Genomic DNA, 13,530 nt, shown 5'->3' with positions numbered 1-13,530 from the left:
CGGATGTCGCTTTCGCTCATCCGGGCTACGTCCATCTCACAACGGCAAATTGTCGTGCTTCTTCGCGGGCGCTTCGACCTTCTTGTCCTTCAGCATCGCCAGCGCCCGTGCGATCCGTTTCCTTGTCGAGTGCGGCATGATGACGTCGTCGATGTAGCCGCGCTCGGCCGCGATGAAGGGCGACAGGAAACGGTCCTCGTATTCCTTCGTTCGTGCCGCGATCTTGTCGGGGTCGCCGATGTCGCTGCGGAAGATGATCTCGACCGCGCCCTTGGCGCCCATCACCGCGATCTGGGCGGTCGGCCAGGCGTAGTTCATGTCGGCGCCGATCTCCTTGGAGGCCATGACGTCGAAGGCGCCGCCATAGGCCTTGCGGGTGATGATGGTGACCAGCGGCACGGTGCACTGGGAATAGGCGAACAGCAGCTTGGCGCCGTGCTTGATCAGGCCGCCATATTCCTGCGCGGTGCCCGGCAGGAAGCCCGGCACGTCGACGAAGGTGACGATCGGGATGTTGAAGGCATCGCAGAAACGGACGAAGCGCGCGGCCTTCCGCGATGCGTCAGAGTCGAGCACGCCCGCCAGCACCATCGGCTGGTTGGCGACGAAGCCGACGGTGCGGCCGGCGATGCGGCCGAAGCCGGTGACGATGTTCTTGGCGAACATGTCGGCGATCTCGAAGAAGTCGCCCTCGTCCACGACCTTCAGGATCAGTTCCTTCATGTCGTAGGGCTTGTTCGGATTGTCGGGGATCAGCGTGTCCAGCGACATGTCGACCCGGCCGATGTCGTCGAAGCTCGGCCATTCCGGCACGCCGTCGGTGTTGTTGGACGGCAGGAAGTCGATCAGGCGGCGCATCTGCAAGAGCGTCTCGACGTCGTTCTCGAAGGCGCCGTCCGCGATCGAGGAGCGCGTGGCGTGCACCGAGGCGCCGCCGAGCTCTTCGGCGGTGACGACCTCGTTGGTCACGGTCTTCACCACGTCGGGGCCGGTGACGAACATGTAGCTGGTGTTCTTCACCATGAAGATGAAGTCGGTCATGGCGGGCGAATAGACGTCGCCGCCGGCGCAGGGGCCCATGATGACGGAGATCTGCGGGATCACGCCGGAGGCCAGCACGTTGCGGCGGAACACGTAGGAATAGCCGGCGAGCGCGGCGACGCCCTCCTGGATGCGCGCGCCGCCCGCATCATAGAGGCCGATGATGGGCGCCCGCGCCTTCATCGCCATGTCCTGCAGTTTTGTAATTTTCAGCGCGTGGGTCTCGGACAGCGAGCCGCCGAACACGGTGAAATCCTTGGCAAAGACAAAGGTCTTGCGGCCGTTGACGGTGCCCCAGCCGGTGACGACGCCGTCGCCGGGGATCTTGTTCTTCTCCATGCCGAACTCGGTGGAGCGGTGCTCGACGAACATGTCGAACTCCTCGAACGATCCCTTGTCGAGCAGGAGCTCGATGCGCTCGCGTGCGGTCAGCTTGCCGCGGGCGTGCTGCGCCTCGATGCGCTTCTCCCCGCCGCCGAGCTTTGCGCCGGCACGACGATCTTCAAGGGCGTCCAGGATGTGTTTCATTTGCTCCCGCCAGTATTTAACTAAGCCACGCTTGCCGGGGGTTCTAACACGGCATTTTGCGGACCGGGAAGCGGCTTTCGGCGCCGCAGGGCTGCCCTGCCGCAGCGTGAAAGCGCAAGGAATTACAAAGTTTTGTCCGGGAGACGAGCATGACTGAAGGAACGGCCGAGACGGGTGCGGCAACAGGCGGCGTCAACATCCTGCTGAGGCTGGAGGGCCTGACCCTGTTCGTCGGCATGGTGATGCTGTACGCGGCCTGGGACGGCTCCTGGCTGGTGTTCGCCCTGCTGTTCTTCGTGCCCGATCTGAGCTTCCTGGCATACCTGTCCGACGCCAAATTCGGCGCCCTCGTCTACAACGCCGCCCACAGCTACATGGCGCCGGTGGCGCTGCTGACCCTGGGTTTCGGCCTCGCCTCGCCCCTCACTTTGTCCATCGCCTTGATCTGGCTCGCCCATATCGGCATCGACCGGGCACTCGGCTACGGCCTGAAATATTCCGCCGGGTTCGGCTTCACCCATCTCGGTCGGATCGGGCGGCAGAAGGACGTCTGAGCCGGCTTCGGCTGGCTGCGTAGCCCGGATGGAGCGAAGCGTAATCCGGGTCCTCCCCGAGCTGCCCTGTCCCGGATGTCGCTGCGCTCCATCCGGGCTACGGGACCGTATTTGCCGCGACAGCCAGTTGACCGGGCCGGGCGATTCAGGCTTGCTTCAAGGCCTTGCGATCAGGCGCCGAGTGTTGCGTGAGCCCAGTCGGTACGGCGGCTGTCATCATGCCCTGGCTCCAGCAACACCATGTCCGCGACGGTCGTCCCACTGCCGCCGAACCCATCGTCCGAAACCATCGACTTCCTGCGGCGCATGGCCAGCATGGTGTCGGGGCGCAACGGCGAGATGCTGCTGCGTGCTGCCAGCCTGATCGAGCAGCTGGGCAAGCGGGCCATGTCGGCCGAGCGGCTCTACCATCAGGCGCAGGAAGAGAGCACGCGCAGCACCGAGCTGCGCGAGGCCGCCGAGCTCGCCTCCGATGCCATGGTCGGCCAGGTCGAGGCGCTGCGCAGCCAGCTTGCCGAGGTCACCGCAGCGGCCGCCGCCGAGCGCGCGGCCTTCGATGCCGAGCGCACCAAGCTGCTCGGGCTGATGCAGCACGCTGAAAGCCACATCGGCAACCTCACGAGCGAGCTGGACGCCTTGCGCGCCTCCGTCGACAGCTTCAACGAGACCGTGGTCTCCGTGCCGATCGAGGTGCTGCGGCTGGCGCGCACGCAGTTCGACTATCTCTCCAGCGGCTTTGCCCGAAGCGGCGACGTGATCTCGCAGGCGATGAGCGAGATCGGCGGCTTCGCCATCGACCAGGCGCTGACCGCGAAGAAGACGGCCGACAAGGGCTGAGGCCTCGAGATCGTCATGCCCGGCCATGACTCGTGGCGGCAGATCGGCATCAAATTGACAGCGCGCAAGTCCGTTGGTCTACTTCCCCAAAATCATAAGGGAGGATCCGATGCCGACGGCATTCCGCGTCGTTGCAACGCTCATTGCGCTCTGCGCGTCCACCGTGCTTGCCAATGCGCAGGCACTGCCGAAGGAAGTCGCCACCCGCGCCGAGATCTATCCGATCCCCTCGCTCACCCTCTCCGACCAGCAATTCCTCAGCGGCGACGTAGCCGCCGCCAAGCCGGTGACGGTTGCCGGCGAATTCCGCGTCGCGCAGGGCAGCGGCAAGCTTCCCGTCGTGGTGCTGATGCATGGCTCCAGCGGCGTCGGCGCCACCACGGAAGCCTGGGTGCACGCCTTCAACGCCGTGGGCATCTCGACCTTCGTGATCGACGGTTTCACCGGCCGCGGGCTGACGGTGGTGGGACCGAACCAGGCCCTGCTCGGCCGGCTCAATCTGATCGTCGACATCTATCGCTCGCTGGAGATCCTGGCGAAACATCCGCGCGTCGACCCCGATCGTATCGTGCTGATGGGATTTTCACGCGGCGGCCAGGCGACGCTCTATGCGAGCCTCGACCGCTTCAACAAGCTCTGGAACAAGTCCGGCGTCCAGTTCGCCGCGTACATCCCGTTCTATCCGGACTGCTCGACGACGTATCAAGGCGACGGCGACGTCGCCGCGCGCCCGATCCGCATCTTCCACGGCACGCCCGACGACTACAATCCGGTGCGGAGCTGCAAGGCCTTCGTGGAGCGGCTCAAGGCCGCCGGCCGCGATGTCGTGCTGACCGAATACCCCGACAGCGCACACGGCTTCGACAGCGGCCTGCTCGGCGTCAACGCCGTTACGGTGTCCGCCAACGCGCAGACCGTGCGCAACTGCAAGATCAAAGAGGGCGACGGCGGCGTCCTGATGAACGGCGACACCAACGCGCCGTTCACCTACAAGGATGCCTGCGTCGAGCTCAATCCGCATGTCGGCGGCAATCCGACAACCGCCGCGGAGTCGCGCAAGGCGGTGGAGGAGTTCTTGCAGGCGCTGTTCAGGCTGGGATAGGCCTCCGGTGCCGTAGGGTGGGCAAAGGCGCACGGCGCCGTGCCCACGCTCTCTCTCCGTCATCCGCAATTCGTGGGCACGCTTCGCTTTGCCCACCCTACGGCACCGGGGCAGCGAGAGCCAGCGTCGGCGCCACAAGCTCCGTCATTGCGAGCGCAGCGAAGCAATCCAGAATCCCACAGCGGAGACAGTCTGGATTACTTCGTCGCAAGAGCTCCTCGCAATGACGAGCCGAGAGAGCGAGCCTTACGGCTCGCCCGGCTTGAACGGCTCCTGCTTGTCCGGCGGCACCGTCTCTTCCGCCATCGCCAGCAGCATCGCCACCATCACGTAATTGCCGGCGACCGCGGTGAGGTCGACGATCTGCTGGTCGCTGAACACTTTCTTCGCCCGCGCAAAGGTCTCGTCGGAAACCTTCTTGGTCGTGGTGATCTCAGTGACGAAGTCGTAGACCACGGCCTCGTCGTCGGCCATCTTCGACGGCCGCTTGTTCGCTTTGAGCTCCGCGATGATGTCGGGCGGCAGCCCCGCCTTCGCCGCGAGCGGCGCGTGCGCGAACCATTCCACCTGCGAGCGCCATTGCCGCCCGATGATCAGGATCGCGAACTCGTTCAGCTTTGTCGGGACCGAGGTCTCCCAGCGCAGATAGTAGAACAGGTCGAACAGGCGCTGGCCGAGCACGGGGCTCCGGATCATGGGATTGTAGGGCCCGCCGATACCGACGCTCGACACCTTCATGATCTGCTCGCCGAGCGGCTTCTGCTTGGCATCGAGCTGGTCCATGGTGAGCTGCGGAAAGCGCGGCGCCTTGCTGGCGGCGGGGCCGGCGAACATGGTGGCGGCGAGCCAGCCGCCCGCAGCAGCAAGCGTGAGCGACGACAGCCAGAGCGGTGTTGAGTTCATCCTTGTCCTCCCGGTTTTTCTTTTTTGACCGGAAGGATGCTAGTCGAGCGGCACGGGCGCGGGCAGCGCTAGATCGCACCGATCTCGGCAAGGCAGGCTTGCGTCAGGCTCATGCGCGCCTCGATGTGACGCTGCTCCTTGCAATCCATGTTGAGCGCGAACACGGTGTGCGCCTCGCCCTTCTCGGCCCAGCCGACCATCCAGCCGAGTGACGGCTCGCCGCGCTCGGCGCCCAGCAGGCCCGACTTGGCGCGGATGATGCTGTCGCCCACCTTGGTCACCGGCAGGATGTCGGCGACGAGATCCTGGCTGCGCTTCGAAATCGGCAACGCGCGGCGGCGCAGCCGGTCGACGAAGTCGATCTGCTCGACCGGGTCGATGCGCAAGGCGCCGGTGAGCCAGAACTGGTCGATGCCGCCGCCGATGTCGCGATTGCCGTAGTCGAACTCGTCGACATATTTCTGCATGCGCTCCTGCCCGATGCGGCGCGCGATCTCCTGATAGACCGGCACCGCGCTCACCGCGATCGCGCTGCGCAGCGTGTGATCCTTGTTCCAGGCCTCGATCGGGCGCTTCACGCCGTCCCAGGGAAACACGTCCTTGTCCGGGTCGGCGACGATTCCGGTCTCGAGCGCGATCAGCGAGTTCGGAATCTTGAAGGTGGAGGCCGGCAGCTTCCCCTCGCCCGAGCGCTCCTTGTCGCTGGCGACGATCAAATAGTCCTCGACCTTGTAGCCGACGAAGGTGCCTGCCGTGCCGAGATCGGTGAAGCGCTTTGCGAGGCTGTCGCGGATCTCGTTGCGCGGTGGCGCGACATGGGCGAGCGCACGCTGCGGCAGGATCGAAGCTGCGGCGAGAAGACCGAGGGTGGAACGGCGGGAGAGCAAGGGCGGTATCCGTGAGCAATGAAGAACTCCCGCGACCATGCAGCCGCGACGTGGTGAAACGATGACAGATGGTTTCTACCGCCCCCGCCCCGACAGCCGCAGCACGAACACCAGCACCTCGGCGACGGCCTTGTAGAGATCGGGCGGGATCTCGTCGCCGAGCTCGACCTTGGAGAGCGCGCCGGCCAGGATCTCGTTCTCCTCGATCGGGATATCGTTGGCCTTGGCGATCTCGACGATCTTTTCGCCGATCGTACCCTTGCCCTTGGCGACGACGACGGGCGCGCCGGAGCCCTTCTCGTAATGCAGCGCGATCGCGAGCTTGGATGGATTGCTCATGTGGCGCGGTCCAGGAAGTGGCCGGCGCGGGCCGGTGCCGGTTGCGGCGGCGTGCCGTCGCGCACGACGATGTCGCCGGGCTTGAGTTCGGCCCTGGTCATCGCCTGAGTGAGCTCACTGACGCCGGCGCGGAGCTGCTGCGCGGTCGCCGGCCGCTCGGCCCACATCCGCACGAAGGTCTTGTCGCCGTTCAGCGTGATCAGCGCATGCACCGGGCCGGCCGGCTCGACATTGAGCGAGAAGCGCGCACGCCAGGCGCGCGTGGCGGGATCGGCGGACTCGTTCCCGCCATCGCGCGAGATCTCGAACTGCGCCATCGCGGTGCCCTGCGCCGTCGCGAACGGGATCTCGAAATTCCACTGCGGCACGGCCGGATCGACGCGGTGTCCGCCGGCATCGGTGCGATCGGGGAGCGAGGCGACCTGCAGCAGCGTCTGCCGCGCGATCGCGGCATCGGTGTCGTCGAGCAGGCGATGCACCGTCGCGGAGAGCGGCGTATCCGGTGCGAGCGCTGGCGCGGCGATGGCTTGCGGCGCGGGCAGCGCGCCGCGGAACGGCGGAGGCGCCGTGCGCGCGGCGGCTTCGAAGATATGGCCGTCGGGCACGGCCTTGTTCGAGCCCGGCACGTTACCGGTCAGGCGCGGCAGGTTTTGCGTGGCCTCCTGCAGCAGGCTTGCGGCAAGGCCTGCGGAGATGGTGCGCGGCATTGCGGCTTGCTGAGCGTTACCGGCGATATCGGCCAGCACGGCAGCGGCGAGATTGGCATTGCGCGGCAGTTGCGGTGCCTGCGCGATCTCGGGGCCGGAAGGCGATGCAGATTGCGCGGCCTCGCCTGCAGCCTGAGCCGGCGCGGCGGCCGCCTGTGGTGCTGCCGTCGTCGCCGTCGGAGCTGTAGTGCTCTGCGGTGCAGCGGTCTCGAGCGTGGTCAGCGTCTGGCGCAGCACCAGCAGCGCGGCTTTCAAATCCGGCACATTGCCGGACGAAGGCATCGTGCCCGCGGCAAGCGAAGCCTCGAGAAACAGGCCGGACTTCTGGAACGCGGATTCGATGTCGCCGCCATCGAGGGCGGGGCTTAGCGGCGTCTGCTGCGCCAGCACGTCCAGCACCGCCTGCTTCAATCCCGCCGGCAGATCGCTACCGGTGACGACGGAGGCGAGATTGGCGAACAGCGGCGCCTGGCTGCCCTGTTTGGTGACGGCCTCGGCCGAGGCGGCAGTCACGGCGACCTGCTCCAACGGCGTCAGCGTGTTGCGCACCGCGCCCGCGGATGGCGCAAGCGGCGGGCTTTCAACAAGCGAGGCTGCACGTGGCGTCAGCGTGACCTGATCGGGGGTCGCCCCGCCTGCTCCGTTCATCACCGCAAGCCTGATGGTGCCGTCGTTCTGCGACACCGCGAGCTGCAGGTTTTGCCCCGGCGTCAGCGCCACCTCCGACATCACGTCCATCGAGAGGTTGGCGATCGCGATCCGCACCAGATTGTCGGCCATCACGCTGACCACCCTGGCGTCGACCACGCTGCCGGCCTGCAGCACGAGATCGGGCGTCGCCGCGTCAGCGACGGGGCTGGCGGCACTGACCGGCAGGATCGAGCTTATCGGCGTCGGCATCTCAGGGGGCCCGGGGAATGCTGTGCCCACCCTAAGGCCGCCTCGTAAACCTCTCGTTAAGGACCTTTACGCCGCCTGCGGCTTCACGGCCGCCAGAACGGCCACGGCGGCCTGGAAATCCTTCAGGCGGGCCGCGCGGCGGGCGGCGGCCTCCTCGTCCACGCCCCATTTTTCGGCGTTCCAGTCCTCGTCGACATGGGCGGCGGCCCAGACCTGGTCCGCATCGCGCACCCCATGGGCCAGCGCCAGCGCCAGCAAGGCCGAGCCGGTCAGGGTCGTGACCATGTGAAGAGCTGCGACCGACCAGGGATCGCCCGGCAGCGCACTCCGGGCGGCCTTCAGCGCCTCATCCGGCTGCTTCACATGCATGACGCCCTCGGACAGGATGAAATGCGCCCCCAGCGTCTCCGCGGCCCAGAACAGCACGGGGTCCCAATGCGCGGCCTCGCGGGCCACCAGACCCTCGGGATGGCCGGCACGATAGAACAGCAGATCGGACTCGAAGTATCTCGCGAGGTCCTCGCTGACGAGCTCGACGCGGTCGACCACGCCCTCGACCACGCTGTTTGCGATCCGGGTGAGCGGCATGGTCACGGGGTCGATGGTCTCGCCCTGGGCCGCCCATTCTGCCGCCACCGCATCGGCGAGCGCGCGCGCGGGGATCACCACCTGGCGGCCGGACGGCGTCCGGATCGGCTTGCCGTCGAGGGTGATGGCAAATCCGCCCTCGGCTTCCGCGACGCCGGCCTCCTTGTAGAAGCGCTTGCGCAGCGGCGTGCGCGCGGAGGCGCGCGCCGATTCCCTGGGATCCGGCGGGGGCTGGCTTGCTGCTTCTTCGAACAATTCGCGCATGTGAGTTTTCGGCCCCGGTCTCTGAATGCTAGGCTTTTAAGATAAGACCTGTGGCCGATAAAGCGAGCGGCGGGCATGCGGGAACTTGCGGGCATCGGAGCCCTGTTGGCAGGATTTTGGCTGGCTGCGGCGGAGGCCGGCTTTCGCACCCCGGAATCGCTGGTCCGCAACGTCTATGCCCATTACGGCGAAGGCGCGCCGGAGCTCTCCAAAGGCCTGCCGCGGGACGCGGCGACTGCCCAGCAGTTCTTCGATCCTCCGCTGCGCAAAGCCTGGAGCACGCCGAGGATCGAACCCTATGATTTCCTGGTGCAGAGCCCGAGCTGGCGGCTCGGCCCTGTCGTGATCGCGGTCGTCCGCAAGCAGTACGACAAGACCTATGTCGCGGCGAATTTCGACAATCACGGCCGCCGGGTGGTGCTGAACTTCGTCCTGGTGAACGGACCCGAGGGCTGGCTGATCACGGACGTCGAGAGCCCGCACGACAGCTTGCGGATGTTTCTGGAGCAGTTCCGGAATTGAGGGGTCGGAGGAGAACCGCCGGCTAAACCCTCGGTGTCGTCCCGGCGAAGGCCGGGACCCATAACCCCAGGCAGAAGTTTGGCGAAGACCAGCCGTTGCATTCGTTCGACGGTACTGAGACCGTGCGTCACAGATAGATACCGCGGTATGGGTCCCGGCCTTCGCCGGGACGACGCCGGGGAAACGTCGCGCTCCTCAGCCCCCTACTCCTCCGGCGCGTTCTCGATCGGGTCGAAACGGCTGGCATCCAGGCCGAGCAGATTCCACGACTGCTGCATGTGCGGCGGCAGCGGTGCGGTGGCGTCGATCACGCCGCCGCGCGGATGCGGGATGACGATGCGGCGCGCCAGCAGGTGAAGCCGGTTCTGCAGGCCGCCCGGCAGCTGCCAGTTCTCGATGTTGAAATATTTGGGATCGCCGACGATGGGGTGGCCGATATGCTCCATGTGGGCGCGAAGCTGATGCGTGCGCCCCGTCACCGGCTTCAGCGACACCCAGGTCAGCTTGTTGCCGGCGGTCTCGACCACCGCGTAGTACGTCACCGCGTGGCTGGCGCCCTCGTCGCCATGCTGGGCGATGCGCATGATGGTGTCGTCCTCGCTCTCTTCCTTCGCGAGGAAGGTCGAGATGCGGCCCTGCTTCGGCTTCGGCAGGCCCGGCACCAGCGCCCAATAGACCTTGCGCGCCGAGCGCGAGCGGAATGCGCCGGTCAGATGCGAGGCGGCGAAGCGCGTCTTGGCGATCAGCAGACAGCCCGAGGTCTCGCGATCGATACGGTGCACGAGACGCGGCTTCTGGCCCTTGGAATCGCGCATCACCTCCAGCATCTGGTCGATGTGCCGCGTCATGCCCGAGCCGCCCTGCACGGCAAGGCCGGCCGGCTTGTTCAGAACGAGGACGTCGTCGTCCTCATAGATGGTCATGTCCTTCAGCGCCTTGAGCGTCTTCTGCGCGGCCTCGGAGAGCTCGCCGACGACCTTCGGCGCATCGAGCTTCAACGGCGGAATGCGGACGCTCTGCCCCTCCTCCAACCGGTCCTTGCTGTCGACGCGCTTGCCGTCGACGCGCAGCTCGCCTTTGCGGACGACGCGCTGGATGTGGGAGAACGACAGGCCGGGAAAACGCGCTTCCAGGAAGCGGTCGACGCGCATGTTGTTCTCGTCGGCCGAGACCTTGACGGTCTGCACCTTGGTCGGCAGCAGCGCCTCGACGGGCTTTTCGGGCGCGGCCCTCTCCGGCGCCTCCTTGGGCGGACGCCGTTCTGCACGCTCGGAGCCACGCCGCTCGGCGCGCTCGCCGGCAAAGCGCGGCGGCTTCCCGCCGGGCTTGCCGCCCGGACGCGCCCCTGCCTTCTTCGCGCCGCGCGTCTGCTGCGGACGCGAATCATCGCGCTCGTCACGCGAACGGGGCTTTGGATTCATTCTCTTGATGCGGCGGCTCATGATTGCCTGCGTACCCTAAAAGCGGCCTTCCGTCACGACGAAATGGCCACTTCTAGCGCGAGCCGCCCCGCTCCTTGCGCAGCTTGGCCCAGTAGTCCAGCCGCTTCCTGATCTCGCGCTCGAAGCCGCGCTCGGGCGGGTCGTAGAAGGTCTGGCGGCCGAGGGCCTCCGGGAAGTAGTCCTGGCCGGAGAAGGCATCGGGCGCGTCGTGGTCGTAGGCGTAGCCCGAGCCGTAGCCCTCTGACTTCATCAGCTTGGTCGGGGAATTCAGGATGTGCTTGGGCGGCAGCAGCGAGCCGGCCTGTTTTGCGACCTGCATCGCGGTGCCGAAGGCGGCGTAGACCGCGTTCGATTTCGGCGCGGTGGCGAGATAGACCACCGCCTGCGCGATGGCGAGCTCGCCTTCGGGATGGCCGAGGAAATCGAAGGCATCCTTGGCCGCATTGGCAATGACGAGCGCCTGCGGATCGGCAAGGCCGATGTCCTCGACCGCCATGCGCACGACGCGGCGGGCCAGGAACAGCGGGTCCTCGCCGGCATCGAGCATGCGGGCGAGATAATAAAGCGCGGCATCGGGATCGGAGCCGCGCACCGATTTATGCAGCGCCGAAATCAGGTTGTAATGGCCGTCGGCCGATTTGTCGTAGATCGGGGCGCGGCGCTGCAGGATGTCCTGCAGCTGCGCGGCGTCGAAAATCTCGTCCGCGCGCGCCGAGCGCCAGACCTCTTCGGCGAGCGTCAGCGAGGCGCGACCGTCGCCATCGGCCATCCGCACCAGAACCGCGCGCGCCTCGGCATCGAGCGGCAGCTTCCTGCCCTCGACCTCCTCGGCATGAGTGAACAGCTTTTCGATCGCGGCGGCATCGAGCGAGCGAAACACCAGCACGCGCGCGCGCGACAAAAGCGCCGCGTTGAGCTCGAAGGACGGGTTCTCCGTGGTGGCGCCGACCATCACCACGGTGCCGTCTTCCATCACGGGCAGAAACGAATCCTGCTGGGCGCGATTGAACCTGTGCACCTCGTCGACGAACAGCAGCGTGCCCTTGCCCATTTCGCGGCGGGCGCGCGCGGCGTCGAAGGCCTTCTTGAGGTCGGCGACGCCGGAGAACACCGCGGAAATCTGCTCGAAATGCAGGTCCGTCGCGTCCGCCAGCAGTCGCGCCACGGTGGTCTTGCCGGTGCCGGGCGGCCCCCAGAACACCAGCGAGCCCAGCGTGCGCGTCTCCAGCATGCGCGTCAGCGCGCCGTCGGGGCCGAGGATATGATCCTGGCCGACGACCTCCGACAGCGCACGCGGGCGCAGGCGGTCCGGCAGCGGATGCGGAGCCTCGTGGTCGAGCCCCGCCGCGGCAAACAGCGTCGGTGTCTCCTGTGGTCGCTTCGGACTCATCCGCCCAGCGTGACGTTGATCTGCTGACCGCCGCGCACCACCGTGATGCGCCAGAGCCGCGGCGTGTCCTTGGCGACCTTCTCGAGATCGGCGGTCTTGGCGATCTTCTGGCTGTTCACCGCGAGGATGATGTCGCCCTTCTGGAAGCCGACATTCTGCGCCGCCGTGCCGTCGCCGATCTCGGTGACGACGACGCCATCGGCGTCCGCATCGAGATGCAGTTCGTCGGCGATCGCCGGGGTGATGGTGGAGATCTTTGCGCCCTGGAACGGCGAGCGCGTGGTGATGACGAGTTCGTTGCGCCCGCTGTCGGGGGCGGTCTCGAGCGCAATGCCGAGCTTGAGCGGCTTGCCGCCACGCTGCACGTCGATCTGCGCGGTGCCGCCGAGCGGCCGGGTGGCGAAGCGGTAGTCGAAGGCATTGGGGTCGTCGACGGTCTGGTTGTCGATCCCGGTGATGAGGTCGGAGGATTTCAGGCCGGCCTTGGCCGCGGGACCGTTCGGCACCACGCTCGCGACCAGCGCGCCGGTCGGCGAGCGCAGACCGAGGCTCTCGGCGATCTCGGGCGTCACCGCCTGCAGCTTCGCGCCGAGCCAGGGACGCTTCACCGCCTTGCCGCCGCTCTTGGCGGAGGCGACGACGACGCGGACCATGTTGGCGGGAATCGCAAAGCCGATGCCTTGCGAGCCGCCGGAGCGCGAGTAGATCGCGGTGTTGATGCCGGCGAGCTTGCCGCTCATGTCGACCAGCGCGCCGCCGGAATTGCCGGGATTGATCGCTGCATCGGTCTGGATGAAGAACTGGTAGTCGGTGATGCCGACCTGCGTGCGCGCCAGCGCCGAGATGATGCCGTGCGTCACCGTCTGGCCGACGCCGAAGGGATTGCCGATCGCGAGCACGACGTCGCCGACCAAGAGCTCGTCGGAGTTGGTGAAGTCGAGCGTCGGAAACTTCTCCTTGGTGTCCTTCAGCCTGAGCACGGCGAGATCGGTGCGCGGATCCTTCAGCAGGATCTCGGCCTCGAACTCGCGCTTGTCCGACAGCGACACCTTGACCTGATCCGCCCCCTCGATGACGTGGACATTGGTGACGACGAGGCCGGAGGCATCGACGATGACGCCGGAGCCGAGCGAGCGCTGCATCTGCTCGGGCTGCTGGCCCGGCACGCCGAAGAAGCGGCGGAAGATCGGATCGTCGAGCAGCGGATTTCGGTTTTGCACGACCTTGGCGGCGTAGACGTTGACGACCGCCGGCTGCACCCGCTGCACGATCGGCGCATAGGACAGCCGCAGCTCGGCCGGCGAGGATGGAACACGGCGATCCTGCGCGGCGGCCGGATTGAAGTGGGCTGAAAACGCTATGCACAGTGCCGTGACGATAACGGCCGGACGGATCGATCGAAACATTCCTACCTCTCGGAAAAGACGACGGAATATAGGCGCGTTCGCCGGGCAATAGAAGGCCGCCAGGCGGCATTATTCACCCCCTTCGGGTGTCGCCGGAATGCAAGCCCCCGTGCGAAAACG

13 protein-coding genes are annotated in these 13,530 nt (G+C 66.7%); 4 read left to right on the top strand and 9 right to left on the bottom strand.

Features of this window, described 5'->3' with window-relative positions; all coding sequences use genetic code 11:
• Positions 1-36 precede the first annotated feature (36 nt).
• Entirely contained in the window at positions 37-1,569 is a 1,533-nt protein-coding gene (locus JQ617_RS03230) for an acyl-CoA carboxylase subunit beta (protein ID WP_063682782.1), read from the bottom strand.
• A 149-nt stretch (positions 1,570-1,718) separates the two neighbouring features.
• Here JQ617_RS03230 and JQ617_RS03225 point away from each other — a divergent pair, with 149 nt between their 5' ends.
• From JQ617_RS03225 to JQ617_RS03215, 3 genes are all read left to right on the top strand, one after another.
• Positions 1,719-2,123, top strand: a complete 405-nt coding sequence (locus JQ617_RS03225; protein ID WP_212024351.1) for a DUF4260 domain-containing protein — start codon at positions 1,719-1,721, stop codon at positions 2,121-2,123.
• A gap of 240 nt (positions 2,124-2,363) precedes the next feature.
• Positions 2,364-2,960, top strand: a complete 597-nt coding sequence (locus JQ617_RS03220; protein ID WP_212024349.1) for a hypothetical protein — start codon at positions 2,364-2,366, stop codon at positions 2,958-2,960.
• A 109-nt stretch (positions 2,961-3,069) separates the two neighbouring features.
• The gene (locus tag JQ617_RS03215; RefSeq protein ID WP_212024347.1) at positions 3,070-4,062 is read left to right on the top strand and encodes a dienelactone hydrolase family protein; all 993 of its coding nucleotides are present in this window, start codon (positions 3,070-3,072) and stop codon (positions 4,060-4,062) included.
• Positions 4,063-4,308: 246 nt separating this feature from the next.
• Here the strand turns inward: JQ617_RS03215 and JQ617_RS03210 are convergent, their stop codons facing one another.
• The 5 genes from JQ617_RS03210 to JQ617_RS03190 all read right to left on the bottom strand — a co-directional run bounded on the left by JQ617_RS03210 (position 4,309) and on the right by JQ617_RS03190 (position 8,650).
• Entirely contained in the window at positions 4,309-4,965 is a 657-nt protein-coding gene (locus JQ617_RS03210) for a carboxymuconolactone decarboxylase family protein (RefSeq protein WP_212024345.1), read from the bottom strand.
• A gap of 68 nt (positions 4,966-5,033) precedes the next feature.
• A complete protein-coding gene (gene blaOXA / locus JQ617_RS03205; protein WP_502754863.1) occupies positions 5,034-5,891 on the bottom strand; it encodes a class D beta-lactamase in 858 nt (285 codons plus the stop codon).
• 36 nt (positions 5,892-5,927) lie between these two features.
• Positions 5,928-6,191 (bottom strand): EscU/YscU/HrcU family type III secretion system export apparatus switch protein, encoded by a 264-nt coding sequence (locus JQ617_RS03200; RefSeq protein ID WP_212024341.1) that lies wholly within the window; start codon positions 6,189-6,191, stop codon positions 5,928-5,930.
• Complete coding sequence (fliK, locus tag JQ617_RS03195) at positions 6,188-7,798, bottom strand: flagellar hook-length control protein FliK (protein WP_212024339.1); 1,611 nt, start codon at positions 7,796-7,798, stop codon at positions 6,188-6,190. The genes JQ617_RS03200 and fliK overlap by 4 nt, the downstream gene beginning before the upstream one ends.
• Positions 7,799-7,864: 66 nt before the next feature.
• Positions 7,865-8,650: an ATP12 family chaperone protein gene (locus JQ617_RS03190; RefSeq protein WP_212024337.1), complete on the bottom strand. Its 786-nt coding sequence runs from the start codon at positions 8,648-8,650 to the stop codon at positions 7,865-7,867.
• 75 nt (positions 8,651-8,725) lie between these two features.
• On the opposite strand from JQ617_RS03190, the gene JQ617_RS03185 reads away from it, so the two are divergent.
• Positions 8,726-9,172 (top strand): hypothetical protein, encoded by a 447-nt coding sequence (locus JQ617_RS03185; protein WP_212024335.1) that lies wholly within the window; start codon positions 8,726-8,728, stop codon positions 9,170-9,172.
• A 203-nt stretch (positions 9,173-9,375) separates the two neighbouring features.
• Here the strand turns inward: JQ617_RS03185 and JQ617_RS03180 are convergent, their stop codons facing one another.
• The 3 genes from JQ617_RS03180 to JQ617_RS03170 are packed head-to-tail and all read right to left on the bottom strand — an operon-like array spanning position 9,376 to position 13,410.
• A complete protein-coding gene (locus JQ617_RS03180; protein ID WP_212024333.1) occupies positions 9,376-10,614 on the bottom strand; it encodes an RluA family pseudouridine synthase in 1,239 nt (412 codons plus the stop codon).
• Between the two features lie 52 nt (positions 10,615-10,666).
• Positions 10,667-12,004, bottom strand: a complete 1,338-nt coding sequence (locus JQ617_RS03175) for a replication-associated recombination protein A (protein WP_212024331.1) — start codon at positions 12,002-12,004, stop codon at positions 10,667-10,669.
• On the bottom strand, positions 12,001-13,410 hold the full coding sequence (locus JQ617_RS03170) for a DegQ family serine endoprotease (protein ID WP_212024329.1): 1,410 nt from the start codon (positions 13,408-13,410) through the stop codon (positions 12,001-12,003). The genes JQ617_RS03175 and JQ617_RS03170 overlap by 4 nt, the downstream gene beginning before the upstream one ends.
• Between the last annotated feature and the right edge of the window lie 120 nt (positions 13,411-13,530).

Origin of the sequence: Bradyrhizobium sp. KB893862 SZCCT0404, assembly GCF_018130885.1 — a bacterium.
GTDB lineage: Bacteria > Pseudomonadota > Alphaproteobacteria > Rhizobiales > Xanthobacteraceae > Bradyrhizobium > Bradyrhizobium stylosanthis.
Note: the sequence above shows the minus strand (reverse complement) of the source record. Positions and strands in the feature narration are given on the sequence as shown.